This is a genomic window from Nonomuraea sp. NPDC049709 (assembly GCF_040674815.1).
In the GTDB taxonomy this organism is placed as follows: Bacteria; Actinomycetota; Actinomycetes; order Streptosporangiales; family Streptosporangiaceae; genus Nonomuraea.
In genome coordinates, this window is record NZ_JBFANM010000015.1 from 140,515 (window position 1) to 164,673 (window position 24,159).

A 24,159-nucleotide genomic window follows, 5' to 3' on the forward strand; every position below is an offset into this window, starting at 1 on the left:
CTTGAGGTCGCCCGCCTGAGGGGGTCGCCCGTCGGATGCCGCGTGGCTGAGATCGCCCGCCGGTTGAGATCGCCCGCCGGTTGAGGTCGCCCTCCGCTTGAGGTCGCCCGCCTGAGGCTGGGAGCTTGAGGCTGGTCGCCTGTCGGATGCCGCTCGCCTGGGGGTGCGCCCCTGCCTGAGGGCCGGGGTATCGGGTAGAGTCCCGCCGCACTTATGGCTGAATTCCGTATTCGCGCGGGCAGCTTCCCGCGCTTCCTCGCCCCGTTCCTCGCCCCGCTCGTCCTGTTCTTCGCCGTCTGCCTCCTCCTGGGCGCCATCTTCACCGGTAGCACCCCGCTGGGCGCCGTCCTCGGTGCGCTGGCCACCGGCGTCCTGGTGGCCGTTCTGGCCGCCAAGCACCGCCGCCTGGCCTCGGGCACCGTCATCCGCTTCTCCGCCGACGGTGTCGAGCTGACCGACTCGTACGGCTTCCGCGTCCGCCTCCGCTGGCCCGACATCACCAGGGTCGACGTCGTGGACACCCAGCTCGCCAACCCCCGCCGCCTCGGCCGGCCGGGTGGGGTGCGGGCGCGCGTTCAGCCGTCGCGCTCCGTGGGCCTCATCGGCTGGGGCGAGCGTACGGTGCCGCCCCGGATCCCCGGCTGGATGCGCAACCGCATGGCCCGCGTGCCCGTGGACCCCGCCACCGGCAGGCCGGAGGTGGCGATCCCGCTCGGGGAGTTCGATCCGCTCTGGGAACGCGGGCCGATGGGGGACTGGGTACGTCGCTACAGAGCCGATCTGGTGGGCTGATAAGCGGTTTGGTGTGGTCTTCCGGGTGCGGTAGAGTTACCTGCGTTGCCGGGGAGGCCCGGCACACCAGCTTGTGGACAGGGTCCCGTCGTCTAGTGGCCCAGGACGCCGCCCTCTCAAGGCGGTAGCGCCGGTTCGAATCCGGTCGGGACTACCACTGTCACAAGCGTGTGAAGGTCCCGTCGTCTAGTGGCCCAGGACGCCGCCCTCTCAAGGCGGTAGCGCCGGTTCGAATCCGGTCGGGACTACGTCTGCAACTGCCGCTCCGGAGCGCTCAGCGCCCCGGAGCGTTTTGCTTTTCCGCGGGTGCTGGGACTTCCGTTGCTCGCCGGGTGCTGATTTTCCGGGTTTTCCGGTGGTTGCCGAATCTCCGGTTTTCCCGCCTGTAGTCGGCCCTCGTGTCGCCCATCGGGTAACAGCGCTCTCGTTTCTCGCTGGTTCCCGACTCTCACGTCGTCGGCCGGCGATGCGCACGTAACGGCGCCCGGCCCCGTGAACCGGAGGAGCGTTTCCCTGGACGGGGCCCGGCCATGTGCGGCGGGTGGGGTCGCCCGCCGCCAGCGTAAAAGCTGGACGCCCCCGCCACGAACGGCGGGGGCGTCCCACATCCGGCGCCCCGACTCCCGCGCCAGACCCGGCGATCCAACGCGCCCAAGCGCTTCAAAGCACCTAAAGCGCTTCAAAACACCCAAGCGAGCCAATGCGCCGCCGCGCGGGCGTGTCACATCGAGCGGGCCTTGAACAGGGCTCGGCGGGCGGCCTTGGCCACCTGCTTGTCCGGGTGCACCTGCGAGATCAGGTCGAGCAGCTCCTCCACATGCGCGTGCGGGATCTTCCAGATCACCTCGAGCAGGCTGTTGACCATGTCCGGCCCGATGTCCCGCAGGCTGCTCACGAACTCCGAGCGCCCCAGCCCCGCCGAGATCGTCCACATGTCGAGGATCAGCCAGTGCGTGTCGTCCTGCGTCGGCTCGGGCGCGCCCTCCACCCCGAGCTGGCTCAGATGCGTCGCCGCGTACGGCCGCAGCGACGCCTGCTTGAGCGCCGCCTGCCAGGCCGGGACGGCGGCCTCGCCCAGCGTGCCGACCACGCTGGCCGCCTGCACCCTGATCAGCGCGTCGCTCTCGTCCTCGGCGGCGGCGTCCAGCAGCTCCTCGGCGGCCTTGCTCGGCTCCCGCAGCCGCATCCATGCCGCGAACTCCGCGTCGGCCTCGTCCTCGGGCAGCTCGGCGCTCAGCGCGAGCAGCTCGTGGGCGCTCATGGATTCGATCGCCGGGCGGGCGTCGACCTCGATGTCGGCGTCGTCGACCAGGTGGACGACGCCCTCGGTGCCGAGCGGGGTGAGGCGGATGGTGCCGTCCTCGACCTCGACCATGCCGTAGCCGGTCAGCCAGTCGATCGAGGACGCCAGCGGGTCGCCCGCCGCCTCCCACGCGTCGGCTCCCAGCTCGTCGAGGTCGGCGGCGGCCTCGGACAGCTCCTGCGCCAGCTCGGCGAGGTCGCGCGAGCCGCCCGCGAGCAGCAGCCGGACGAGCAGGCCCCGGGTCAGGCCCGCCAGGGCCATCGTCAGGTCGTCGTCGTCCAGCTCCGGGTCGCCGTAGTCGACCGAGTGCAGCCCGAGCATCCAGGCGTCGAGCACGTCCTCGTCGTCGTCGAACGGCCACTCGGCGGTGTCGTCCTGCACCGCCACCGTGCCGCCCTCGCCCGGCTCCAGGAACTCCAGGTCGACGGCCAGGTTCCAGACGTTCCAGAGCTGGGGCACGGCCTCGGAGACGGGCCCGTCGGTCTCGGGCCTGGGCAGCCCGGTGGCCGTCAGCGCCTCCTCCACCTCGGCGTCGGTGAGCAGCGTGTCCTCGCCCACCCGCCGGCCGGAGCCGACCCACACGGCCAGATCGCGGGCCTTGGCGACCAGCGGCACCTGGCGGGCCGCCGCGGCGAGCTCCGAGTCGGGGCGCAACCTGATCGTGTCGAGCTCGGCCAGCTCCTCGGCGAACTGCTCGAAATCGCCGAGGTCGCCGGTCTCGTCCTCCTCCTCGTCGCCGTCAGCGTCGTCCAGCAACTCCTCCATGAGATCGACGAACTCGTCCTCGACGTCGTCGAGCTCGGCCTGCAGATCGGCGAGGGAGTCCGAGCCGTTGGCCAGCCGGCCGGTCTGGGAGAGGAACGTCAGGTACGCGTCGACGGCCGGGAGCATCCCGTCGGCGGCGGCGTCGGGATCCTCCACGACCTTGGGCATGCGGTCGAGCAGCAGGTTACGCAGGTCGGCGCGCTTCCACGTGCCGAGGTCCTGCGAGAAGGCGAGACGGTGCCACAGGGCGGCGGGCCCCACGAGCTCGGGGTCGCTTCCGGGGGCGTTCGCACGCGCCCACATGATGAACTCTTCGAGCAGGGGTCGCAGCTCAGTGGCGGCTACCTCGATGCGATCTGTCACGCACTCAGGCTAGTGCGCCCGCGAGGCACTCGGCTCCCCAAATACATCCTTTTGCTGATCATGACGTGCGACGCATCGCCTCGGTGATCCGTTCGGCCGCCGCCATGACGGGCACCGCGTGCAGCCGCCCGGGGGCCCTCGTCAGCCGTTCGATCGGCCCGGAGACGGACACGGCCGCGATCACCTTGCCACCGCTGCCCCTTATCGGCGCGGAGACGCTGGCCACCCCCTGCTCGCGCTCGCCCACGCTGTGGGCCCAGCCCCGGCGGCGTACGGAGGCCAGCGTGGCGGCGGTGAACTTGGCCCCTCGCAACCCGCGGTGCAGCCGGTCGGGCTCCTCCCACGCCAGCAGGATCTGCGCCGCCGAACCAGCCGTCATTGGCAGCGCCGATCCGACGGGAACCGTGTCACGCAGGCCGCTGGCCCGCTCCGCCGCGGCCACGCACACGCGTTCGTCGCCCTGGCGGCGGTAGAGTTGCGCACTCTCGCCGGTAAGGTCTCTGAGCTGCATCAGCACGGGTGCGGCCACCGCCAGCAGCCGGTCCTCGCCGGCCGCGGTGGACAACTCGGAAAGCCGCGGGCCCAGCACGAACCGGCCCTGCGTGTCACGACTCACAATTCGGTGATGCTCGAGGGCGACGGCCAGCCGATGGGCCGTGGGCCGGGCCAGGCCGGTCGCCTGGACGAGCTGGGCAAGTGAAGCGGGTCCCGCTTCGAGGGCATTGAGTACAAGAACTGCCTTGTCGAGTACTCCGACTCCGCTAGAGTTGTCCATACACCGATACTGCAGTCTCGACATATGAGAAAGCAAGTCGGAGGATTCTCAAGGAGGAGATCATGGGTCGCACACTGGCCGAGAAGGTCTGGGAGCAACACGTAGTCCGTCGCGCGGAGGGTGAACCGGACCTGCTCTACATCGACCTGCACCTCATTCACGAGGTGACCAGCCCGCAGGCGTTCGACGGGCTGCGGCTCGCCGGCCGGAAGGTGCGACGACCCGATCTCACCATCGCCACCGAGGACCACAACGTCCCGACCGTGCTCGGCCCGATCTCCGACCCGGTGTCCAAGACGCAGGTCGAGACGCTGCGCAAGAACGCCGCCGAGTTCGGCATCCGGCTGCACCCGATGGGTGACGCCGGCCAGGGCGTGGTGCACATCATCGGCCCGCAGTTCGGCCTGACGCAGCCCGGCATGACGATCGTCTGCGGCGACTCTCACACCTCCACGCACGGCGCGTTCGGCGGCATCGCGTTCGGCATCGGCACCTCCGAGGTCGAGCACGTGCTGGCCACGCAGACGCTGCCGGCCTACCGTCCCAAGACGATGGCCATCGAGGTCTCCGGCGAGCTGCCCCCGGGCGTCACGGCCAAGGACCTGATCCTGGCGATCATCGCCCAGATCGGCACGGGCGGCGGCCAGGGCTACATCGTGGAATACCGCGGTGAGGCGGTGCGCAAGCTCTCCATGGAGGGCCGCATGACCGTCTGCAACATGTCGATCGAGGCGGGTGCGCGGGCCGGCATGATCGCCCCGGACGAGATCACGTTCGAATACCTGAAGGGCCGCCCGCACGCGCCGCAGGGCGACGCCTGGGACCAGGCGGTCGAATACTGGAAGTCGCTGCGCACCGATGACGACGCCGTGTTCGACAAGGTCGTCGAGATCGACGCCTCGACGCTGACCCCCTACGTCACGTGGGGCACCAACCCCGGCCAGGGCCTGCCGCTGGGCGAGTCCGTCCCGAGCCCCGAGTCCTTCGCCGACCCGGTCGCGCGCTCGGCCGCCGAGCGGGCACTGGAGTACATGGGCCTGACCGCCGGCACGCCGCTGCGCGAGATCGAGGTCGACACGGTGTTCGTCGGCTCGTGCACCAACGGCCGCATCGAGGACCTGCGCTCGGCCGCCGAGATCCTGCGCGGCCGCCAGGTCAGGACCCGCACGCTGATCGTGCCCGGCTCGATGCTGGTCAAGCTGCAGGCCGAGCAGGAGGGCCTGCACGAGGTGTTCAAGGCCGCGGGCGCCGAGTGGCGCGAGGCCGGCTGCTCGATGTGCCTGGGCATGAACCCCGACACGCTCCAGCCGGGCGAGCGCAGCGCCTCCACCTCCAACCGCAACTTCGAGGGCCGCCAGGGCAAGGGTGGCCGCACCCACCTGGTGTCGCCGCAGGTCGCCGCCGCGACCGCCGTCACCGGCCGCCTCACCGCCCCCGCGGACCTCTAGCGCGGTCACGGTGAGGCGGCCAGGCCGCCGCACCGACGTGATCGCCCTATGCCGACCTGTAAGGAGACAACGCAGATGGAAGCCTTCACCACCCACACCGGTACGGCGGTGCCGCTGCGCCGCAGCAACGTCGACACCGACCAGATCATCCCGGCCGTCTGGCTCAAGCAGGTCAGCCGCACCGGTTTCGAGAAGGGCCTGTTCGCCGCCTGGCGCGAGGACCCGACCTTCGTCCTGAACGACCCCGCCTACGAGGGCGGCTCGATCCTGGTCTCCGGCCCCGACTTCGGCACCGGCTCCTCGCGCGAGCACGCCGTGTGGGCGCTGCAGCAGTACGGGTTCCGCGCCGTGATCGCCGCCCGCTTCGGCGACATCTTCCGCAACAACTCCACCAAGATGGGCCTGCTGCCGGTCGTCCTGCCCGCTGACAAGGTCGAGGCCCTGCAGGCGGCCGTCGAGGCGGACCCGAAGCTGGAAGTGACCGTCGACCTGGCCGAACGCCAGGTCCGGTGGGCCGATGAGGTCATCCCGTTCGAGATCGACGACTACACGCGCTGGCGGCTCATGGAGGGCCTCGACGACATCGGCCTGACCCTGCGTCACGCCGAGGATGTGGCGGCGTACGAGAATGGTCGGCAGCCATGGCTGCCGACGACCGTCTAGAAGACGACGAACTGGCGCGGCGGTTGCGCGAGGCGCACCGCCGCGTCCGCATGCTCCCCGCCACCGAGAAGGAACGCCTTTCGCGCCGCTATCTTGCGATCTGTGACCTGGCCAAACGCGATCCGGAAAGAGCGGCGGTACGTCTCCAGGCGTTTCTGGCCTCCCTTGACGACGCCTTCGACACGCCACGAAAGGAGGAAAACACGCTGGGTGATTGAGTTCCCCCGCGATCCCGCCTACTTTCGAGCGCGTAAGGGGTTTCTACGTCGAAGTCGTGAGCTGGAACCCCGTGCCGTAACTGGGGGAGCAGGACTTTCATGAACAAGCGAGAACTCGTCGAGGCCATCGCGGATCGGGTGGGCGACAGGAAGACGGCCACCGAGGCCGTCAACGCGGTCATCGACGCCATCCAGAAGGCCGTGGCCGGCGGCGACAAGGTCTCGATCACGGGCTTCGGCGCGTTCGAGATGGTGAACAAGCCCGCTCGCACGGCCAGGAATCCGTCGACCGGTGCGGAAATCAACGTCGCCGAGAGCTGGGCGCCCAAGTTCCGTCCCGGCTCCGATTTCAAAGAGCTGGTGAACGAGGGCGGCAAGAAAATCGGCAAGAAGAAGTAAACGCAGCGGACCAGTGCGCCCGGGCCACGGCCCGGGCGTCCGCATTTCAGGCGTCCGGCACCGGGAAAGTCGACAGCGTGATGTAGCTGATTTCCCCGCCGGACATGCCGAGATTGACCCGCTGGCCCGTGCGCAGCAGCCGCAGCGGGCCCGCGTCGAAGGCGGAGGTGCCGAACTCCAGCACGGTCCCGTCGTCGAGGAAGACCGTGCCCGAGCGAGTGCCCTCGTCGAAGCTGCGTACCGTCGCCTGCACGCGACCAGCCTAAACCGTTTGCCGCGCGCCGGACGAGAGCGCACGATCACGTCATGGGCCCGCGGAGGGATTTCTGGCGCTTCGCCTGGGCGAACGGCATCACCCAGCTCGGCACCCAGGTCACGGTCGTCGCCCTGCCGCTGACCGCCGTGCTGACCTTGCAGGCGGGCGCCTTCCAGCTCGGGGTGCTGTCCGCCGTCCAGATGGCCGCGTTCCTGGTGATCGGCCTGCCCGCCGGGGTCTGGGTGGACCGGTGGCGCCGCCGCCCGATCCTCGTCGGGGCCGACCTGGTCAGGGGCGCGGCCCTGCTGACGGTCCCCGTCGCCGCCTGGCTGGGCGTGCTCACCATGCCCCACCTGTACGCGGTCGCGCTGGTGCTGGGCGTGGGCACCGTGTTCTTCGACGTGGCCCAGATGAGCCTCCTGCCCGTGATCGTGCCCAAGGAGCGGCTGGAGCGGGCCAACGGGCGGCTGGAGGTCACCCGGCAGGTGTCCGTACTGGCCGGGCCCGGGCTGGGCGGCTGGCTGGTGACCGGGTTCACGGCGCCGTTCGCGCTGCTGGCCGACGCCGTGGCCTACCTCGCCTCGGGCCTGCTCCTGGCCGGCGTCCGGGCCGGGGAGCGGCCTGCCGCGCCGGCCGGCCGGGGGCGATGGCGGGCGGAGGCGGGGGAGGGGATCGGCTTCGTGGTACGCGATCCGGTGCTGCGCCGGGTCGCGATCGGCGGCGCGCTCACCCGGGTGGCCCTGGGCGTCTGCGCCGTCGGCTACCCGCTCTACCTCGTCGTGGACCTGGGCCTCGACGCCACCCGCTACGGCCTGCTGCTGTCGGCGTCCGCGGTCGGCGCGCTGGCCGGGGCGGTGGTGGCGGCGCGGGTGGCGGCGCGCCACGGGCTCGGCCCCACCCTGTACGGCTCGGCGCTGCTCACCGCCGCCCTGCAACTGCCCGCCCTGGCCACCGGCCCCGGATGGCGGCTGCTGGCCTTCCCGGCCGCCTCGGCCCTGGCGGCCGCCGCCGGGACGGTCTTCAACGTGGCCCAGCTCAGCTACCGCCAGCGCGTCACCCCGGAGCGCCTGCTGGGCCGCGTCAACGCCAGCATGCGCTTCCTGATGTGGGGCGCGATGCCGCTGGGCGGGCTGGCGGGCGGGCTGCTGGGGGAGTGGCTGGGCGGCTACGGGGCCTTCGCCGCCGGCGTCGCCACGCTCGGACTGTCGTACCTCGCGGTCATCACGGCTCCCCGCCTCAGCCGCACGCGGAGCGGCTGACGCTCACGTGTCCGGCCACAGCTCCCTGACCACGGCGGCCGTGTGCGGGCCGAGCCCCAGCGTGATGGCCGCGCGCAGGTCGTCGGGGGTGTCCACGTCGCGCCTGACCGAGTCGATCCCCGGCACGCACAGCTCCTTGGCCCCGCCGGCCAGGTGCTTGGCCCGCGACTCGCCGCCGAACCTCGGGGCGAACGGCCTCCCGGGCAACACCCCGTAGAACGTCGTCCCCACGTCCAGCGCGTCGGGCACGAACGACTGGTCGAACTCGGCCGCCGCCTCCAGCGCGCGGGCCAGCTCGGCCGGCCGCAGGGCGGGCAGGTCCGCCTGGAGAGCGCCCACGGCGTCGCCGGGCGCCAGGCGTACGGCATGCGCGGCCCCCGTACGCAGGGCCGTGTTCAGGCCCCGGTCGGGGTCGGGCACCACGTCGGCGCCCAGGGCGGACAGCGGCCCCGCGGCGGCCGGGTCGGCCGTCACCACGATTACCCGCGCGACCCGGGGGCAGGAGAGCGCGGCCGCCACGGTGTCACCGGCCACGGCCACGGCCAGCCGGGTGCGATGGGGGCCGGTGGCGGCGGCCAGCCGGGTCTTCGCCGCGACCAGCGTCTTCACCGGAATGACCAGGGACCAGCGGATGCTCATAGGGTAAGCATCGCGCCTCGACATCCCATGCGGCCAACCGGGAGACTTGGGGCGCATCCCGTACGTGTTGGAGGAGACCATGAGCCGCCCCACGCGACCATCGCGTTCCTGGGAAACCTTCGCAGTAGCGGTGGTGAAGCCGCTGTCCCGGCTCCTGGTGAAGAAGGACTGGCGCAACGGGGACCGCATCCCCCGCACCGGCGGGGTGATCATCGCAGCCAACCACCTGTCCTGGGCCGACCCCGTCCTGCTGTCGCACTTCCTGTACAACAACGGCCGCTGGCCGGTGATCCTGGCGAAGTCGGCCCTGTTCAGGGTGCCCTTCCTGGGCCGAGCCGTGTCGAGCCTGCTGGCGATCCCGGTCGACCGGGGCAGCAGCGAGGCCGCCAAGTCGCTGCGCATCTCGGCCGAGCGGCTCGACGACGGATGCGCGATCCTGTTCTACCCCGAGGGCACCTGCACCCGCGATCCCCGCCTGTGGCCGATGGTGGGCAAGACGGGCGCGGCCCGGCTGGCGCTGGAGAGCGGCGCGCCGGTCATCCCGGTGGCCCACTGGGGGGCACAGGAGCTGCTGCCGTACGGTGAGAAGAAGCCCAGGCTGTTCCCGCGCAAGACGTTCCACGTGACCGTGGGGCCGCCGGTGAACCTGTCGAAATACGCGGGCCGGCCGCCGCACGGCGACGTGCTGCGCGAGGCGACCGCCGACATCATGGCGGCGGTCACCGAACAGCTCGCCGAGCTGCGGGGCGAGAAGGCCCCGGAGACTCCCTACGACCCCGCCGGACGGTGATGGCATGACAAAGGTGGCCGTTTTCGGTGCGGGCTCGTGGGGCACCACGTTCGCCATGATCCTCACGGAGGCGGGCAACCGGACCACGCTGTGGGGCCGGAGGCAGGAGGTGGTGGACGCGATCAACGACGCGAACACCAATCCCGACTACCTACCCGGCGTGGTGCTGCCGGCCGGCCTGCGGGCGACGACCGACCCGGCCGAGGCCCTCGACGGGGCCGACTTCGTGGTGCTCGCCGTGCCGTCCCAGACGCTGCGCACCAACCTGGGGGCCTGGCGGGAGCTGATCCCGTCCGAGGCGGTGCTGGTGAGCCTGATGAAGGGCATCGAGCTCGGCACCACCAAGCGGATGAGCGAGGTGATCCGCGAGGTGGCGGAGGTGCCCGAGCAGCGGGTGGCGGTCGTCTCGGGGCCGAACCTGGTCCTGGAGATCGCCCAGCGCCAGCCCGCCGCGACCGTGGTGGCCGCCACCGACGCGTCGGTCGCCGAGCGGCTGCAGGCGATCTGTCATCTGCCGCCGTGGTTCCGCCCGTACACCAACCCCGACGTGGTCGGGGTCGAGCTGGGCGGCGCGGTGAAGAACGTGATCGCCCTGGCCGTGGGCGTCTCCGCGGGCATGGGCATGGGCGACAACGTCAGCGCCATGCTCATCACCAGGGGCCTGGCCGAGATCTCCCGCCTGGGCGCGGCTCTGGGGGCCGATCCGCACACGTTCGCGGGGCTGGCGGGCATGGGCGACCTGGTGGCGACGTGCACGTCCCCGCTGTCGCGCAACCGTACGTTCGGGGAGAACCTGGGCAGGGGCATGACCCTGGCCGAGGTCGTCGCCGCGACCAAGCAGACCGCCGAGGGCGTGAAGTCCTGCGAGTCGGTGCTCGAACTGGCCAGGAAACACGACGTCGAGATGCCGATCACCGAGGTCGTCGTCGGAGTCGTGCACGACGGCATGTCTCCGTCGGAAGCGGGCATGCTGCTCATGTCCCGCTCGCCCAAACCCGAGCGGTACGGGTTGTGAGAAAGACCTGAATACGGCGTGCTCGACTCGCTGTTGACAGGGACACCCCGGTAGATTCGGACACCATGAGCAAGCCACGCGTCGCCGTCGTTTTCGGAGGTCGCAATTCGGAGCACGCCGTGTCCTTGATGGGCGCGGGCAGCGTGCTGGATGCGATCGACAGGAGCAAGTACGAGGTGATCCCCATCGGGATCGCCCAGGACGGCAGGTGGGTGCTGGCCGCTTCCGACCAGCGGTTCGCCATCGAGGAAGGCGAGCTGCCGGTCGTCGACACCACGGGCGCGGCGCTGGCGCTGCCCTCGGGCGGCAGCTCGCTGGTGGCCTACGACCCCGGCAGCATCCCGGTGGAGCTCGGCTCGGTGGACGTGGTGTTCCCCGTGATGCACGGGCCGTTCGCGGAGGACGGCACCATCCAGGGGCTGCTGGAGATGGCCGGGGTGCGCTACGTCGGCTCCGGCGTGCTGGCCAGCGCCGTGGGCATGGACAAGGCCCACATGAAGACCGTCATGGCCGCCGCGGGGCTGCCGACGGGCCGCTACGTCGTCGTACGCGACCGCGACTGGCGGCTCAACCGCGAGTGCGTGGTCAAGGAGGCCGAGGAGCTCGGCTACCCGGTGTTCGTCAAGCCGGCCAGGGCGGGCTCCTCGCAGGGCATCTCCAAGGCCTCTGACCGCGCCGAGCTGGAGGCGGCCGTGGACTTCGCCAGGCAGCACGACCCCAAAGTGCTCATCGAGGCCGCGATCGTCGGCCGCGAGATCGAGTGCGCGGTGCTGGAGTCGCTCGGCGACGAGCCTGCGACCGCGTCGATGCCCGGCGAGGTGAAGGTCGAGGGCGGGCAGGAGTTCTTCGACTTCGAGGCGAAGTACTACCCCGACCAGATGTCGCTCACCGTGCCCGCCGACATCCCGCAGGAGACGGCCGAGGAGCTGCGGGCGATGGCCGTGCGCGCGTTCGAGGCGCTCGAATGCGAGGGCCTCGCCCGGGTGGACTTCTTCTACACGCCCGACGGCAAGGTGATCTTCAACGAGATCAACACCATGCCGGGGTTCACGTCGCTGTCGGTGGCCCCGCAGTTGTGGGCGGCCTCCGGCCTGTCCTACCCGGCGCTGGTGGACCGGCTCGTCCAGCTCGCGCTGCGGCGGTCACCGGGTCTGCGGTGAGATCTCGGCGATCGGCTTCGACAGGTCGGCCAGCACCTCGGCGGCGACGTGCTCGCCGCCGACCGTGACCTCCACGTAGGCGGTGTCGGTCACGGCCGTGAACAGCGCGGGCCTGTCGGGGTCGGCGAACCATCCCACGCCGCTGATCTCCTGGAGGGTGTCGGTGGGCGCCATCCTGACCGGACGGCCCACCCCGCAGCGCAGCGCGATGGTGCCGGAGCCCCAGACGGCCACGTACGGCGACTCGGGCGTGGACGTCCCACGCTCGTCGCCGTCGAGCGTCGAGGGCAGCAAGGTGGCCAGCTTGTCGCAGGCCGCGACCGCCTCGCCCTGCGGGACGGGCGGATCGACCTGTACGGTGCCGCCGCAACCGGCGAGTGCTAGGAGAACGAGCAGGACGGCGGCGGCACGCATGCGACGACTACCTTTAAATGTGGACGATCGGACACGTAAGAGTACGCGTGATCCCCTCCACCGCCTGAATCTGCGCGACGACCAGCTTGCCCAGCTCATCGACGTTGTTGGCCTCCGCGCGCACGATGACGTCGTAGGGCCCCGTCACGTCTTCCGCCTGTGTGACCCCCGGAATCCCGGAGATCTCGCGGGCCACGGCAGCGGCCTTGCCGACCTCGGTCTGGATAAGGATGTAGGCCTGCACCATCACGTCCTCCCGGGCGATTCGATCACGCCGAAGGGCCACCGTACCCTGTGTGCGTCAGGAGGTGCGTCATCACAGTCGGAGATCTCGGCGAATTCGGTGTGGTAAATCGTATTACCGGACGTCTGCCCCAAGGCGCCGCGGTAATGCTCGGCCCGGGTGACGACGCCGCCCTGATCGGCGCGCCCGACGGGCGCGTGGTGGTCTCAACGGACTTGCTGATCGAGGGTAGGCACTTCCGCCGCGATTGGTCCAGCGGTTATGACGTGGGCCGCAAGGCCGCCGCCCAGAACCTGTCCGACGTGGCGGCCATGGGCGCGGCGCCCACGTCCATCGTGGTCGGGCTCGGCGTTCCGGCCGACCTGCCGCTGGACTGGCTGGACGCGCTGACGGACGGGTTCAGGGACGAGTGCGCGACGGTCGGCGCGAGCGTGGCCGGGGGCGACGTCACCCGCTGCGACCTGGTCGTCATCGGGGTGACCGCGCTGGGCGACCTGGGCGGGCGGGCTCCCGTCAAACGCTCCGGGGCCAGGCCGGGGCACGTGGTGGCGGTGGCGGGCCGGCTGGGGTACGCCGCCGCCGGATGGGCGCTGCTGGAGGCCGGCGTGCCGGTGGAGACCCCCGCGCTCCAGGAGGCCGTGGCCGGGCACCGGCGGCCGTGCCCGCCGTACGCGATGGGGCCCGCGGCGGCCGAGCTGGGCGCGAGCGCGATGCTGGACGTCAGCGACGGGCTGCTGCAGGACCTCGGCCACATCGCCGAGGCCAGCGGCGTACGCGTGGAGCTGGATCCCCAGGCGTTCGCGGTGGGGGAGCCGGTGGCGGCGGCGGCCAAGGAGCTGGGGGCCGACCCGCTGGAGTGGGTGCTCACGGGTGGCGAGGATCACGCCCTGGCGGCCGTGTTCCCTGCGGAGGTACGGCTGCCGGCGACCTGGCAGGTGGTGGGCCGCGTGGTCGAAGGTGCGGGCGTTGTGGTGTATGGGCGCGAAATCGGGCAACGCGGATGGGATCACTTTCGGTGATGAGATGTCCCGATTTACGTGATATTTTCCCCGTTTGGGGTATGACTAGTGGGATTGCTGTGACAACGGCGTAGCAAAGGTGTTATGAAGATTGGCGGCCACTGTAACCGGCAGAAAGGGCAGCCATGGGCCGCCACGGCACAGGTGGATCCGACGACGGGGATGAACGGGGGAACGGCAGCGCATTCTGGGGTCCTGACGAGCCGGACGAGGCACCGGGCTGGCCTTCGCTGCCCGACCGGCCCGAGGTGACGGGCCAGTGGGCTCCCATGCCACGGCGCACCGACGGGCCGCCGCCGCGCGCGCCGCAGTCGGAGCCGTACGAGACCACCGGGGCCTTCGCGCTGCCCACCGACTCCGCCAGCGGCTTTCCACCGGCCAACGACCCAGCGGGCGCCTTCCCGCCACCACCGGCTCCCAGGGGTCCTGAGGTCGGGCCGTTCGAGACGACGGGCGCGTTCGCCCGCCCGCCCGAGTGGGACCAGCCCTCGGACCGCCCCTTCGGCGAACCGGGCCCCTTCAACGGCCCCGCGCCCCACAACAGCTTCTTCGACGGCCCCGCCGACCAGACGGGCTTCTTCGGCGGCCCTGCCGATCGCCCTGCCGATCGTCCCGGAGCCTTCGACGGGCCGGGCGACCGTGGGCTGTTCGACGAGCCGGGCCGGCGCGGGCCGTACGACGGACCCGCGGACCAGACGGCACGGTTCGACGGGCCCGCCGATCAGACGGCGCGGTTCGACGGGCCCGCCGACGGCACAGCGCGGTTCGACGCGCCCTTCGGCCGCCAGGAGCCCCTCGGCGACCCGTTCGGCCGCCCGGACCCCTTTGACGGGCCCGCGGACCGTACCGCGAGGTTCGACGCCCCCTCCGGCCCCAACCCCGTCCACGGCGTGCCGCCCGAGCCGGGCGACATCAAGGTGGCCGGCGAGCCCACGGCCGTGCAGGCCCCGGCCTGGGCGGACGCCGAGACCGGCTTCCTCGGCTCCGGCTGGTCGAACGACGGTGCGGACGAGCCGGACGAGCCCCGGGGCCGCCGCGGCCGCCGCAGGTCGGGACGTGGCGGCGGCGGAGGCGGCGACGACGTGCTGGCCGCTCCCTCGGGAGCCGGCAAGGGCCGGGTGGCGCTGCTCTCGGTCGCCGCCGTGGCCGTCGTGCTCGGCGGCACCGTGGCCGGAGTCAAGTTCATGAGCTCCGGCGAGCCCGCCAAGTGCGAGGGCACGAGCTGCGCGGCCGTACAGGCCACCACCAGCCAGCCCGGCCCCAGCGTCTCCGACCCCGCCGAGGAGGAGGCGGAGGCCGCCCCCGAGGAGGAGCCGTCGGATGAAGGCGAGGGCGACCCCGCAGCCGAGACCCCGACGCCGACGCCCACGTTCAGCGCCCGCCAGCCGAGCCGTACCGCCTCCGCCACGCCGACGCCCACCAAGACCCGGGCGAAGAAGCAGGCGGAGCCCACGGAGGACCCGACGGACGAGCCGCCGGCCGACCAGACCGCGTCGGAGGCGCCGAGCGAGGAGGCCTCGACGCTGGACGAGGACGACACGGGCGGCGCATCGGGCACCGAGCCCACCCCGGTCCCCACCGCCACGGGCACGATCGAGTCGGCGAGCGGCGCCTCCGTCAACGTCAAGCAGACGATCCGGCAGCGCCTGACGACCTACAAGGCCGACATCACGCTCTCGAACACCTCCGCCGAGACCCTGCCGGCCCCGACGGTCTCCGTGCCCGTGGACGGCACGGTCGTGGACGTGGACGGCGCCGAATGGACGCAGGACGGTGATCTGCTGATCCTGGACCTCACGGCGCCGGTGGCGGCCGGGGACTCGGTCCAGGTCACGTTCACGGCCACGGGGAGGGGCTCCAAGGCCCAGAACTGCGGGCTGGTCAGCGGGGAGTGCGCCGTCGTCTGAGTGGTTGGATGGGGTACATGACGGTTTCGACCCCTCCACGCGTGCTGACCGTCGCCGGCTCCGACTCAGGGGGCGGCGCGGGCATCCAGGCTGATCTGAAGACCATGCTGGCCATGGGTGTCCACGGCATGAGCGTCATCGCCGCGGTGACGGCGCAGAACTCGCTGGGCGTCCAGGGCTACTGGGAGCTGCCGCCCGAGGCCGTGCGCGCGCAGCTCGACTCGGTGCTCGGCGACATCGGCGCGCAGGCGGTGAAGACCGGCATGCTGGCCTCGCCCGCGCTCGTGGAGACGGTCGCCGACGTGCTGGCCTCGTACGCGGCTCCGCTGGTCGTGGATCCGGTCGGGGTGTCCAAGCACGGTGACTCGCTGCTCGCCCCCGAGGCCGTCGAGACCGTACGGACCCGCCTGCTGCCCCTGGCCACCGTGGTGACGCCGAACCTGTGGGAGGTCGAGCAGCTCACGTCGGTGAAGGTGGAGGGCGAGGACGACCTGAGGCGGGCCGCGGACGCCGTGCTGGAGCTGGGGCCGGCGTGGGCGCTCATCAAGGGCGGGCACCTGCCGGGACCGCCGGTCGACCTGCTCACGGACGGCACCAGCGAATACCGCTTCGCCGCCGACCGCCTCGACAACCGCCACACCCACGGCACGGGCTGCACGCTCGCCTCGGCCATCGCCTCCCGCCTCGCCCAGGGTGACGACGTACCGGAGGCGGTGGGCAAGGCCAAGGAGTACGTGACGGGCGCGATCGCCAGAGGCTTCCCCCTGGGCGCCGGCATCGGCCCGGTGGACCACGCCTGGCGCTGGCGCTGACCCGCATCGGCCCGGTGGACCACGCCTGGCGCTGGCCCCAACGGCCCCGGGCCACCACGGTGAGCAGCCGGCGCCAGGGAACCCGGCCGCTTGTGGTCCATCGGCCGTCCCTTTCGCCAAGGACCTGCACCGGAATTCGGTGGGGGAGCGAGGAGCCTCCGGGCATGACGAAGGCCCGGCACTCCCTAGGGGAGGCGGGCCTTCGTGGAAGTGAGAACTAGCGGGTGACCTTGCCCGCCTTGATGCACGAGGTGCACACGTTCAGCTTCTTCGGCGTGCCGCCGACGACCGCGCGAACCGTCTGGATGTTGGGGTTCCAACGACGGCGGGTGCGGCGGTGCGAGTGGGAAACGTTGTTGCCGAAGGTCGGCCCCTTGCGGCAGACATCGCAGACGGAAGCCACGGTATCGCTCCTTAAAACAGTCGATGTAGCCCTGTCCGCTGATGCTTTCCGGGCGGAGGGCATGCCGGGACAACCGGCCAGCCAGACGAGAATATCTGATCCACCCCGATGGGCGCGAACCAGAGCACCTGGACCGGGCCCCGAGCGGGGATATCCTCCTCGGACAACGGTAGCGCATCCGGGGCTGGAGTTCGGTCGGCCCGGTTGGCCCGGTTCGGTCGGGGAGACAGTCGGAGGGCGCAGATGAAGATCCTCGACCCACCCGCCGTGCGGCGCTGGGCCCGCCTGGCCGCCGACGCGCTCGGCCAGGCCAGGACGGAGATCGACGCACTCAACGTCTTCCCGGTGGCCGACGGCGACACCGGCACCAACCTGCACCTGACCATGCTGTCCGCGGCCGAGGCCGTCGAGTCGCTGCCCGAGGACGTGGACGTCGCCGTGGTGTGGCAGACGCTCTCGTACGGGGCGCTGGTGGGCGCGCGCGGCAACTCCGGGGTGATCGTCAGCCAGGCGCTGCGCGGCCTCGCCGAGGTGCTGAAGGACGGCCAGGACCTGCGGGCCGGGCTGCTCAGGGCGGCGCTGCTGGCCAGGGAGGCCGTCGCCAGGCCGGTCGAGGGCACGGTGCTGAGCGTGCTGGAGTCGGCGGCGCGGGCCGTGCAGGAGGTGGAGGGCGACCTGCCCGAGGTGGCGCGGCAGGCGGCGGGGGAGGCGCGGGCGGCGCTGCGCCGTACGCCCGACCAGTTGGAGGTGCTGGCCCGCAGCGGCGTCGTGGACGCGGGCGGCGCCGGGGCGGCGATCGTGCTGGAGACCCTGGCCGCGGTGATCACCGGCTCCGGCGTCGGCCACTACGACGTGCCCGCGCCGACCGCGCGGGTCTCGCCGATGACCGAGGTGGGGGCGGGCTACGAGGTGATGTACCTGCTGGACGCCGACGACCGGGCGGTGGCGGGGCTGCGCGACGAGCTCGACGCCATGGGCGACTCGCTGGTCGTGGTCGGCGGCGAGGGGCTGTGGAACGTGCACGTCCACGTCCCCGAGGCGGGTCCGGCCGTCGAGGCGGGGATCCGGGCGGGCCGGCCGCACCGGATCAGGATCACGTACCTGGCCGAGCGCACCCACCGGGCGAGCGCGGGCCGGGGCGTGGTGGCGGTGGCCGCGGGGGACGGGATCGCGGCGCTGTTCGAGGAATGCGGCGCGGTCGTCGTACGGCGCGCGCCCGGCACCCGTCCCACGCTCCCCGCCATGCTGGTCGCGATCAGGCAGGCGGGCACCGAGGTCGCGGTCCTGCCGAACGACGAGGGCGTCCGCTCGGTCGCCGCCGCGGCGGCGGAGGTCGCCCGTGAGGACGGGGTGGCGGTCAGCGTGCTGCCCACGAAGGCGACCGTGCAGGGCCTGGCCGCCCTGGCCGTGCACGACCCGCTGCGCCGCTTCGACGACGACGTGGTGGCGATGACGGACGCGGCCGGGCACACGCGGTACGGGCATGTGACGGTGGCGGACAGGGCCGCGTTCACGAGCGCCGGGGTGTGCCGGCCGGGTGACGTGCTGGGCATGATCGACGGGGATGTGGCGCTGATCGGCGGATCGGTCGACGGCGTGGCCGTCATGGTGGTGGACCGGATGCTGGCGGGCGGGGGCGAGATGGTCACGCTGGTCACGGGGGCGAAGGCCCCGGAGGGGCTGGCGGGTCTCGTGGAGGAGCACCTCGGGCGTACGCGGCCGGACGTGGACCTGGTCGTGTACGACGGCGAGCAGGGCGGTTACCCGCTCCTGATCGGCGTGGAGTGACGGCGCCCACCCCCATGAGCCGTGGCTGCTGAGCCGCCGCCACCCGCTCTTGAGCGGCCCGGAGCGACACCGGCGGCGTCATCGGGGATTCCTGTCGGCCGCAGGCGGTAGAACTTATTGCCGTGAGCCGTTTCGACGAGCCTCTGACGAAGGCGCTCGACCCGAAGACCGCCAAGCTGCTGCACAGCGTGCTCGACCTGGAGACGGTCGGCGACCTGCTGCGCCACTACCCGCGGCGCTACGCCGAGCGCGGCGAGCTGACCTCGCTGGACGCGCTGGAGGTCGACGAGCACGTCACCGTGGTCGGCGAGGTCACCAGGCTCATGCGCAAACCCATGCGCAACCGCGGCGGCACCTGGCTGGAGGTCGAGGTCGTCGACGGCAACCGCAACAAGATCTACCTGTCGTTCTTCGGCAAGGGCTCCCACGTGGCCGAGTCACGGCTCAAGCCGGGGCGGCGCGGGATGTTCGCCGGGAAGGTGGGGCTGTTCGGGTCGCGCACCAGCCCGCGCTGGCAGCTCGCGCACCCGGAGTTCGAGCTGTTCGAGGAGAGCGAGGCGAGCGCGGAGGAGTTCGCGTCGGCGCCGGTGCCGATCTACCCGGCGGGCAAGGACCTGACGCCGTGGGCGATCAGGCGCGCGGTCGGCGTCGTGCTCGACACGCTCGGGCCCCTGGACGATCCGCTGCCCGCGGACCTGCGGGCCCGCCACGGGCTGCAGGATCTGGGCGAGGCGCTGGTGGCCATCCACCGGCCGAAGGACTTCGCGGAGGTGGGGCGGGCGCGCCGGCGGCTGAAGTTCGACGAGGCGTTCGTGCTGCAGGCCGTGCTGCTCCAGCGCCGACAGGCCGCCACCGCCTGGCCCGCCAAGGCCCGTCCCCGGCGCTCCGACGGGATGCTGGCCGACTTCGACACGCGCCTGCCGTTCTCGCTGACCGAGGGGCAGGCACAGGTGGGCGAGGAGATCGCCGCCGACCTGGCTCTCGAGCACCCGATGCACCGGCTGCTGCAGGGCGAGGTCGGCGCGGGCAAGACGGTGGTGGCGCTGCGCGCGATGCTCCAGGTGGTCGACGCCGGAGGTCAGGCGGCGCTGCTGGCGCCCACGGAGGTGCTGGCCCAGCAGCACCACCGCTCGATCACGAACATGCTGGGCGACCTGGCGCAGGGAGGCATGTTCGGGGGCACGGCGGTCACGCTGCTGACCGGCTCGATGGGCGCCGCCGCCCGCCGCTCGGCCCTGCTCGACGCGGCGTCGGGCACCGCGGGCATCGTCGTCGGCACGCACGCGCTGCTGCAGGAGCACGTGCAGTTCGCCGACCTGGGGCTGGTCGTGGTGGACGAGCAGCACCGGTTCGGGGTGGAGCAGCGTGACGCGCTGCGCGAGAAGGCGGGCGGGGGCCGGCCGCACGTCCTGGTCATGACCGCCACCCCGATCCCGCGCACGGTCGCCATGACGGTGTTCGGCGACCTGGAGGTCTCGACGCTGTCCCAGCTCCCGTCGGGCCGCGCGCCCATCACCACCCACGTCGTCCCGGCCGCCGAGAAGCCGCACTACCTGGAGCGCACCTGGCAGCGGGTCAGGGAGGAGGTGGCGCTGGGCCGGCAGGCGTACATCGTGTGCCCCCGCATCGGCGACCTGGAGGGCGACGAGGGCGACCTGGCGGCGGCCTCGGAGACGACGGCGGGCGAGGAGCGCCGGCCGCCGCTGGCCGTCCTCGACGTGGCTGACCTGCTGACCCAGGGCCCCTTCCACGACCTGCGGGTGGGCACGCTGCACGGCAAGCTCCCGCCGGAGGAGAAGGACGCGATCATGCGCTCGTTCACGCGGGGCGAGCTCGACGTCCTGGTGGCCACGACGGTGATCGAGGTCGGCGTGGACGTCCCCAACTCCTCCGTGATGATCATCATGGACGCCGACCGCTTCGGGGTCTCCCAGCTCCACCAGCTCCGCGGCCGCGTGGGCCGCGGCGGCCTGCCCGGCCTCTGCCTCCTGGTCTCCGACTTCCCCGAGGGCACCCCGGCCCGGGCCCGCCTGGACGCGGTGGCCGCCACGCTGGACGGGTTCGAGCTGTCGCGGGTGGACCTGGAGCAGCGGCGCGAGGGCGACGTGCTGGGGGCGGCGCAGTCGGGCAAGCGGTCGTCGCTGAAGCTGCTGCAACTCCTCCGCGACGAGGACGTGATCGCCACGGCCCGGGACGAGGCGGCGGAGCTCCTGGCCGAGGACCCGGAGCTGACCGGCAACGCGGGACTGCGGGCGGAGATCGACCGGCTGCTGGAGGACGAGCGGGCGGAATACCTGGAGAAGACCTGACGGGTGAGGCGGAGCGCCGGGACCTTACGGCGGATGCGGGATGAACCACGTGGCCGGTCAAGGTGGGCTCGCGTAACGGCGCTCGGCCGGTGAAGGGTCAGCGGCCGTTTCCTGGAGGGCCATCAGCCGAAGTGCGGCGGGTGGCCGGCCACGGCAGCGCGTGACGGAAGAAAGAAAAATGGGCCCCAGCCGCGGGGACGGCCTCCCCCCGAATGCCGTCCCCGGCTGGGCCCACCCTCGGGTCAGGTGCCGAGGGAACCGGCGTGCGGAAGGGCTCACGATCACGCCGGTCGGCCTTCATGTGGGTCACCTTGAAGGCCGCAGACTCATCATGCGGGCCCACCGGCCCGATGTGAATCACCCTTGCGTAGTCGAGGCAGACACTTGTCCACTCTTGACCTGCGCGAACATGCGGAACAATGGGTCACATGACGCGGATCATCGCAGGCACGGCGGGTGGGCGGCGGTTGGCCGTGCCACCGGGGCGCGGCACGAGACCTACCAGCGACAGGGCGCGAGAAGGCATCTTCTTGACGCTCGACTCGCTGTACGGACTCCACGGGACCCGCGTCCTCGACCTGTACGCCGGCTCGGGCGCGATCGGCCTGGAGGCGCTGTCGCGGGGCGCGGCCGAGGCCGTGCTGGTCGAGTCGGACCCCAAGGCGGTCCGCACGATCAAGGCCAACGTCCAGTCGCTCGCCCTCGAAGGCGCCCGCGTGGTGGCCGACAAGGTCGAGCGGATGCTCGTGAAGGCGCCCGACGCGCCGTACGACATCGTTTTCGCCGATCCGCCCTACGCCGTGTCCGACGACGAGGTCCAGAGGGCGCTTGAGCTGCTGCGGGACAACGGGTGGCTGGTTGATGGGGGCTTGGTGGCGTTCGAGAGGGAAAGCAGGGGAAAGCCGCTGATGTGGCCCGAAGGGTACGTTGAGGAGAGGGTCCGTCGATATGGCGAAGCGTCCGTTTGGTACGGTCGCGCCGCCGGGAACCCGTAGACCTGGGAGGCGTCTTGCGCCGCGTAGTCTGCCCGGGGTCGTTCGACCCCATCACCAATGGCCACCTCGACATCATCGGCCGATCAGCACGGCTGTACGACGAGGTGACCGTGGCAGTCCTCATCAACGTCGAGAAGAGCAGCTTGTTCACGGTGGACGAACGGATCGAGATCCTGCAGACCGTGACCAAGGAATTTCCGAACGTCAAGGTCCGGAAGTTCCACGGCCTGCTGGTCGATTTCTGCAGGCAGAACGGCATCCCCGCCATCGTCAAGGGCATCAGGGTGGTCAGCGACTTCGACTACGAGCTGCAGATGGCGCAGCTCAACTACCGCCTGTCCGGGGTGGAGACGCTGTTCATGCCCACGAACCCCGAATACTCGTTCCTCTCCTCCTCCCGGGTGAAAGAGATCGCCCGATACGGTGGGGACGTCTCGGGCCTCGTGCCCGATCTCGTCCACAAGCTGCTCATCGAGCGGCTCAGGGGCTGAGCGCGACCTGCTATCCTTTCATTTCGGCCTTGTAAGACGGCGATCGTTTTCGCCATGCCTAGCGAGAGCAGGATGACTCAGCACCTCGACCCCCGCTCCCCTTGGGTGATCTCGACTCACGACCTGGGAAAGCGGCCGGGGACGATGCGGCAGATGACCCTGACCCTCCCGGCACCGGCGGATCTCGGCGTCGACATGATCGGTGTCCCCAAGGATGCCGAAGTCGAGCTGGATCTCCGGCTCGAAGCAGTGATGGAAGGCGTGCTCGTGTCAGGCACGGCGCAGGCCCCGCTCGCCGGGGAGTGCGCGCGGTGTCTCGACCCGGTCACCTCGGAGATCGAGGTCGACCTGCAGGAGCTGTTCTTCTACTCCGACGAGGACGCCTCGGAGGAGGACTCACTGCTCGACGGTGAGCTGCTCGACCTCGAGCCGACGTTCCGCGACGCGGTGGTGCTCGCACTGCCGCTGAGTCCCGTGTGCCGAGAGGAATGCGCGGGGCTCTGCACGGAATGCGGGGTCAAGCTGGCCGAGGCCGGCGAAGACCACCGGCACGAGAAGATCGACGCCCGCTGGGCGTCGTTGCAGGGTCTGATTTCCGACAAAGATAACGATCAGGAGAAGTGACGTGGCCGTCCCGAAGCGAAAGATGTCGCGGAGCAACACCCGCGCCCGTCGCTCCCAGTGGAAGACGACTGCTGTCGCCCTGGTGAGCTGCCCGCAGTGCCGTTCGCCCAAGCAGCCGCACATCGCGTGCCCCACCTGCGGCACCTACAACCGTCGTCAGGTCATCGAGCCGTCCGCCTGATCCGCCAGTTGACGTGATGCCGACCGGGTGCCAAAGTGCCTCGGTCGGCGTTACCGTCTCAGATGCGTGCGGCGGCGGTTCGCCCGCGGTCGTGGTGGACGCCGGGGCTACGCGTTACCCCGACGCCCACCACGTTTTCGGGCATCATTCGCAGCCGACGCGCCATGTGAAGATGTCCGAGGAGGAAGCACGTGGGCGCAGGTCCTAAGCCGGTGGCCGTCGAGGTCGCCAGAGACGAGTTGGAGCGGGTCCTGTCAGTCGGCCTGGACTCCGACATCCTCGAGCGGGCGCTGACGCACCGCTCCTACGCGTACGAGAACGGTGGCCTGCCCACCAACGAGCGCCTGGAGTTCCTCGGCGACTCGGTGCTGGGCCTGGTGGTCACCGACACTCTCTACCGCAACCACCCCGACCTGCCCGAGGGCCAGCTGGCGAAGCTGCGCGCCGCGGTGGTCAACATGCGTGCGCTGGCCGACGTGGCCAGAGACCTGGGCCTGGGCCGGTTCCTGCGGCTGGGCAGAGGCGAGGAGGGCACCGGCGGGCGCGACAAGTCCTCCATCCTGGCCGACACCCTCGAGGCGCTGATCGGCGCGATCTACGTCGACAAGGGCCTCGACGAGGCGTTCCGGGTGGTGCACGTGCTGTTCGACCCGCTGATCGTGCGCTCCGCCTCGCTCGGCGCCGGGCTCGACTGGAAGACCTCGCTGCAGGAGCTGACCGCCTCCGAGGCGCTCGGCGTGCCCGAATACCACGTCGAGGAGAGCGGCCCCGACCACGCCAAGTCGTTCACGGCGATGGTGCGGGTCGGTGGCGAGTCCTACGGCTCCGGCACCGGCCGCAGCAAGAAAGAGGCCGAGCAGCAGGCGGCCGAGGCGGCGTGGACCCGCATCCGGGCCCGCCGGGAGCAGCGCGAGAGCCAGCCGGCGGGCTGAACGCCCGCCCGGAGACGCCCGGAGACTCTGCGCGATCCCTTCGGCCGGACAGCCATCGAAGCCGCGGAGACAGCGGTCCGGAAGTGTCCGGCAAGGGCCTTCCGGCCGGTCCTGGAGGCATCGCCCGGGACGCGTGTCCCGGAAGCGGGGAAGGCCGCCGAACGTTGTCCAAAAGGTGAGATTTAGGTTCCCCCA

26 protein-coding genes and 2 tRNA genes are annotated in these 24,159 nt (G+C 71.4%); 21 read left to right on the forward strand and 7 right to left on the reverse strand.

Annotated elements, in window-relative coordinates; translation table 11 throughout:
* Nucleotides 1-213: 213 nt before the first annotated feature.
* The 3 genes from AB0J69_RS17365 to AB0J69_RS17375 all read left to right on the forward strand — a co-directional run bounded on the left by AB0J69_RS17365 (nt 214) and on the right by AB0J69_RS17375 (nt 1,040).
* The gene (locus AB0J69_RS17365) at nt 214-792 is read left to right on the forward strand and encodes a hypothetical protein (RefSeq protein WP_364117947.1); all 579 of its coding nucleotides are present in this window, start codon (nt 214-216) and stop codon (nt 790-792) included.
* A gap of 81 nt (nt 793-873) precedes the next feature.
* Nucleotides 874-949 (forward strand) — tRNA-Glu (locus AB0J69_RS17370).
* An 18-nt stretch (nt 950-967) separates the two neighbouring features.
* Nucleotides 968-1,040, forward strand: a tRNA-Glu gene (locus tag AB0J69_RS17375).
* Between the two features lie 473 nt (nt 1,041-1,513).
* Here AB0J69_RS17375 and AB0J69_RS17380 read toward each other — a convergent pair.
* Nucleotides 1,514-3,223 carry a hypothetical protein gene (locus tag AB0J69_RS17380; protein ID WP_364117949.1) on the reverse strand — a complete coding sequence of 570 codons (1,710 nt, stop codon included), beginning with the start codon at nt 3,221-3,223 and terminating at the stop codon, nt 1,514-1,516.
* Between the two features lie 58 nt (nt 3,224-3,281).
* Nucleotides 3,282-3,998, reverse strand: coding sequence for an IclR family transcriptional regulator (locus AB0J69_RS17385; RefSeq protein WP_043618626.1), 717 nt, complete (start codon nt 3,996-3,998; stop codon nt 3,282-3,284).
* A gap of 62 nt (nt 3,999-4,060) precedes the next feature.
* Between AB0J69_RS17385 and leuC the strand changes: the two genes are divergently transcribed.
* From leuC to AB0J69_RS17405, 4 genes are all read left to right on the forward strand, one after another.
* Nucleotides 4,061-5,446: a 3-isopropylmalate dehydratase large subunit gene (gene leuC / locus AB0J69_RS17390; protein ID WP_364117951.1), complete on the forward strand. Its 1,386-nt coding sequence runs from the start codon at nt 4,061-4,063 to the stop codon at nt 5,444-5,446.
* Nucleotides 5,447-5,521: 75 nt separating this feature from the next.
* A complete protein-coding gene (gene leuD, locus AB0J69_RS17395) occupies nt 5,522-6,109 on the forward strand; it encodes a 3-isopropylmalate dehydratase small subunit (protein ID WP_364117953.1) in 588 nt (195 codons plus the stop codon).
* The gene (locus AB0J69_RS17400) at nt 6,088-6,327 is read left to right on the forward strand and encodes a hypothetical protein (protein WP_364117955.1); all 240 of its coding nucleotides are present in this window, start codon (nt 6,088-6,090) and stop codon (nt 6,325-6,327) included. The genes leuD and AB0J69_RS17400 overlap by 22 nt, the downstream gene beginning before the upstream one ends.
* A 99-nt stretch (nt 6,328-6,426) precedes the next feature.
* A complete protein-coding gene (locus AB0J69_RS17405) occupies nt 6,427-6,726 on the forward strand; it encodes an HU family DNA-binding protein (protein WP_355428372.1) in 300 nt (99 codons plus the stop codon).
* Nucleotides 6,727-6,772: 46 nt separating this feature from the next.
* Here the strand turns inward: AB0J69_RS17405 and AB0J69_RS17410 are convergent, their stop codons facing one another.
* The gene (locus AB0J69_RS17410) at nt 6,773-6,979 is read right to left on the reverse strand and encodes a hypothetical protein (protein ID WP_364117957.1); all 207 of its coding nucleotides are present in this window, start codon (nt 6,977-6,979) and stop codon (nt 6,773-6,775) included.
* A 53-nt stretch (nt 6,980-7,032) separates the two neighbouring features.
* On the opposite strand from AB0J69_RS17410, the gene AB0J69_RS17415 reads away from it, so the two are divergent.
* Nucleotides 7,033-8,241 (forward strand): MFS transporter, encoded by a 1,209-nt coding sequence (locus AB0J69_RS17415; protein WP_364117959.1) that lies wholly within the window; start codon nt 7,033-7,035, stop codon nt 8,239-8,241.
* Nucleotides 8,242-8,244: 3 nt separating this feature from the next.
* Here the strand turns inward: AB0J69_RS17415 and cofC are convergent, their stop codons facing one another.
* On the reverse strand, nt 8,245-8,880 hold the full coding sequence (gene cofC / locus AB0J69_RS17420) for a 2-phospho-L-lactate guanylyltransferase (protein ID WP_364117960.1): 636 nt from the start codon (nt 8,878-8,880) through the stop codon (nt 8,245-8,247).
* A 133-nt stretch (nt 8,881-9,013) separates the two neighbouring features.
* Here cofC and AB0J69_RS17425 point away from each other — a divergent pair, with 133 nt between their 5' ends.
* The 3 genes from AB0J69_RS17425 to AB0J69_RS17435 all read left to right on the forward strand — a co-directional run bounded on the left by AB0J69_RS17425 (nt 9,014) and on the right by AB0J69_RS17435 (nt 11,845).
* Nucleotides 9,014-9,670, forward strand: a complete 657-nt coding sequence (locus AB0J69_RS17425) for a lysophospholipid acyltransferase family protein (protein ID WP_364117962.1) — start codon at nt 9,014-9,016, stop codon at nt 9,668-9,670.
* Between the two features lie 4 nt (nt 9,671-9,674).
* Complete coding sequence (locus AB0J69_RS17430) at nt 9,675-10,685, forward strand: NAD(P)H-dependent glycerol-3-phosphate dehydrogenase (RefSeq protein WP_364117964.1); 1,011 nt, start codon at nt 9,675-9,677, stop codon at nt 10,683-10,685.
* A 65-nt stretch (nt 10,686-10,750) separates the two neighbouring features.
* Nucleotides 10,751-11,845 (forward strand): D-alanine--D-alanine ligase family protein, encoded by a 1,095-nt coding sequence (locus AB0J69_RS17435; RefSeq protein ID WP_364117966.1) that lies wholly within the window; start codon nt 10,751-10,753, stop codon nt 11,843-11,845.
* On the opposite strand, the gene AB0J69_RS17440 is transcribed toward AB0J69_RS17435, so the two are convergent.
* Together AB0J69_RS17440 and AB0J69_RS17445 are read right to left on the reverse strand one after the other, a co-directional pair.
* Complete coding sequence (locus AB0J69_RS17440; RefSeq protein ID WP_364117968.1) at nt 11,828-12,259, reverse strand: DUF3515 family protein; 432 nt, start codon at nt 12,257-12,259, stop codon at nt 11,828-11,830. The genes AB0J69_RS17435 and AB0J69_RS17440 overlap by 18 nt on opposite strands.
* Nucleotides 12,260-12,272: 13 nt before the next feature.
* Nucleotides 12,273-12,506 (reverse strand): Lrp/AsnC ligand binding domain-containing protein, encoded by a 234-nt coding sequence (locus tag AB0J69_RS17445; protein WP_106249262.1) that lies wholly within the window; start codon nt 12,504-12,506, stop codon nt 12,273-12,275.
* Nucleotides 12,507-12,553: 47 nt separating this feature from the next.
* Here AB0J69_RS17445 and AB0J69_RS17450 point away from each other — a divergent pair, with 47 nt between their 5' ends.
* The 3 genes from AB0J69_RS17450 to thiD all read left to right on the forward strand — a co-directional run bounded on the left by AB0J69_RS17450 (nt 12,554) and on the right by thiD (nt 16,241).
* The gene (locus AB0J69_RS17450; RefSeq protein ID WP_364117970.1) at nt 12,554-13,522 is read left to right on the forward strand and encodes a thiamine-phosphate kinase; all 969 of its coding nucleotides are present in this window, start codon (nt 12,554-12,556) and stop codon (nt 13,520-13,522) included.
* 269 nt (nt 13,523-13,791) lie between these two features.
* Nucleotides 13,792-15,429: a hypothetical protein gene (locus AB0J69_RS17455; RefSeq protein WP_364117972.1), complete on the forward strand. Its 1,638-nt coding sequence runs from the start codon at nt 13,792-13,794 to the stop codon at nt 15,427-15,429.
* Nucleotides 15,430-15,446: 17 nt separating this feature from the next.
* On the forward strand, nt 15,447-16,241 hold the full coding sequence (gene thiD, locus AB0J69_RS17460) for a bifunctional hydroxymethylpyrimidine kinase/phosphomethylpyrimidine kinase (protein WP_364117974.1): 795 nt from the start codon (nt 15,447-15,449) through the stop codon (nt 16,239-16,241).
* Nucleotides 16,242-16,458: 217 nt separating this feature from the next.
* Here thiD and rpmB read toward each other — a convergent pair whose 3' ends face one another.
* On the reverse strand, nt 16,459-16,644 hold the full coding sequence (gene rpmB / locus AB0J69_RS17465) for a 50S ribosomal protein L28 (protein WP_043618345.1): 186 nt from the start codon (nt 16,642-16,644) through the stop codon (nt 16,459-16,461).
* 243 nt (nt 16,645-16,887) lie between these two features.
* On the opposite strand from rpmB, the gene AB0J69_RS17470 reads away from it, so the two are divergent.
* The 7 genes from AB0J69_RS17470 to rnc all read left to right on the forward strand — a co-directional run bounded on the left by AB0J69_RS17470 (nt 16,888) and on the right by rnc (nt 23,964).
* Nucleotides 16,888-18,432 (forward strand): DAK2 domain-containing protein, encoded by a 1,545-nt coding sequence (locus AB0J69_RS17470; protein WP_364117976.1) that lies wholly within the window; start codon nt 16,888-16,890, stop codon nt 18,430-18,432.
* Nucleotides 18,433-18,554: 122 nt separating this feature from the next.
* Nucleotides 18,555-20,741, forward strand: coding sequence for an ATP-dependent DNA helicase RecG (gene recG, locus AB0J69_RS17475; protein ID WP_364117977.1), 2,187 nt, complete (start codon nt 18,555-18,557; stop codon nt 20,739-20,741).
* 428 nt (nt 20,742-21,169) lie between these two features.
* Nucleotides 21,170-21,736 carry a 16S rRNA (guanine(966)-N(2))-methyltransferase RsmD gene (rsmD, locus tag AB0J69_RS17480; RefSeq protein WP_364117979.1) on the forward strand — a complete coding sequence of 189 codons (567 nt, stop codon included), beginning with the start codon at nt 21,170-21,172 and terminating at the stop codon, nt 21,734-21,736.
* Between the two features lie 14 nt (nt 21,737-21,750).
* Nucleotides 21,751-22,227 (forward strand): pantetheine-phosphate adenylyltransferase, encoded by a 477-nt coding sequence (coaD, locus tag AB0J69_RS17485; RefSeq protein WP_364117981.1) that lies wholly within the window; start codon nt 21,751-21,753, stop codon nt 22,225-22,227.
* A gap of 72 nt (nt 22,228-22,299) precedes the next feature.
* On the forward strand, nt 22,300-22,851 hold the full coding sequence (locus tag AB0J69_RS17490) for a YceD family protein (protein WP_364117983.1): 552 nt from the start codon (nt 22,300-22,302) through the stop codon (nt 22,849-22,851).
* Nucleotide 22,852: 1 nt separating this feature from the next.
* On the forward strand, nt 22,853-23,032 hold the full coding sequence (gene rpmF, locus AB0J69_RS17495; RefSeq protein WP_033409409.1) for a 50S ribosomal protein L32: 180 nt from the start codon (nt 22,853-22,855) through the stop codon (nt 23,030-23,032).
* 212 nt (nt 23,033-23,244) lie between these two features.
* On the forward strand, nt 23,245-23,964 hold the full coding sequence (gene rnc, locus AB0J69_RS17500; protein ID WP_364118032.1) for a ribonuclease III: 720 nt from the start codon (nt 23,245-23,247) through the stop codon (nt 23,962-23,964).
* Nucleotides 23,965-24,159 lie beyond the last annotated feature (195 nt).

What these genes read in the sequence shown, in the direction of transcription:
- AB0J69_RS17365 (WP_364117947.1), top strand. Translation starts at nt 214, where the DNA reads ATGGCTGAATTCCGTATTCGCGCGGGCAGCTTCCCGCGCTTCCTCGCC.
- AB0J69_RS17385 (WP_043618626.1), bottom strand. Translation starts at nt 3,998, where the DNA reads ATGGACAACTCTAGCGGAGTCGGAGTACTCGACAAGGCAGTTCTTGTA.
- leuC (WP_364117951.1), top strand. Translation starts at nt 4,061, where the DNA reads ATGGGTCGCACACTGGCCGAGAAGGTCTGGGAGCAACACGTAGTCCGT.
- leuD (WP_364117953.1), top strand. Translation starts at nt 5,522, where the DNA reads ATGGAAGCCTTCACCACCCACACCGGTACGGCGGTGCCGCTGCGCCGC.
- AB0J69_RS17400 (WP_364117955.1), top strand. Translation starts at nt 6,088, where the DNA reads ATGGCTGCCGACGACCGTCTAGAAGACGACGAACTGGCGCGGCGGTTG.
- AB0J69_RS17405 (WP_355428372.1), top strand. Translation starts at nt 6,427, where the DNA reads ATGAACAAGCGAGAACTCGTCGAGGCCATCGCGGATCGGGTGGGCGAC.
- AB0J69_RS17415 (WP_364117959.1), top strand. Translation starts at nt 7,033, where the DNA reads ATGGGCCCGCGGAGGGATTTCTGGCGCTTCGCCTGGGCGAACGGCATC.
- cofC (WP_364117960.1), bottom strand. Translation starts at nt 8,880, where the DNA reads ATGAGCATCCGCTGGTCCCTGGTCATTCCGGTGAAGACGCTGGTCGCG.
- AB0J69_RS17430 (WP_364117964.1), top strand. Translation starts at nt 9,675, where the DNA reads ATGACAAAGGTGGCCGTTTTCGGTGCGGGCTCGTGGGGCACCACGTTC.
- AB0J69_RS17435 (WP_364117966.1), top strand. Translation starts at nt 10,751, where the DNA reads ATGAGCAAGCCACGCGTCGCCGTCGTTTTCGGAGGTCGCAATTCGGAG.
- AB0J69_RS17440 (WP_364117968.1), bottom strand. Translation starts at nt 12,259, where the DNA reads ATGCGTGCCGCCGCCGTCCTGCTCGTTCTCCTAGCACTCGCCGGTTGC.
- AB0J69_RS17445 (WP_106249262.1), bottom strand. Translation starts at nt 12,506, where the DNA reads ATGGTGCAGGCCTACATCCTTATCCAGACCGAGGTCGGCAAGGCCGCT.
- AB0J69_RS17455 (WP_364117972.1), top strand. Translation starts at nt 13,792, where the DNA reads ATGCCACGGCGCACCGACGGGCCGCCGCCGCGCGCGCCGCAGTCGGAG.
- thiD (WP_364117974.1), top strand. Translation starts at nt 15,447, where the DNA reads ATGACGGTTTCGACCCCTCCACGCGTGCTGACCGTCGCCGGCTCCGAC.
- AB0J69_RS17470 (WP_364117976.1), top strand. Translation starts at nt 16,888, where the DNA reads ATGAAGATCCTCGACCCACCCGCCGTGCGGCGCTGGGCCCGCCTGGCC.
- rsmD (WP_364117979.1), top strand. Translation starts at nt 21,170, where the DNA reads ATGACGCGGATCATCGCAGGCACGGCGGGTGGGCGGCGGTTGGCCGTG.
- AB0J69_RS17490 (WP_364117983.1), top strand. Translation starts at nt 22,300, where the DNA reads ATGACTCAGCACCTCGACCCCCGCTCCCCTTGGGTGATCTCGACTCAC.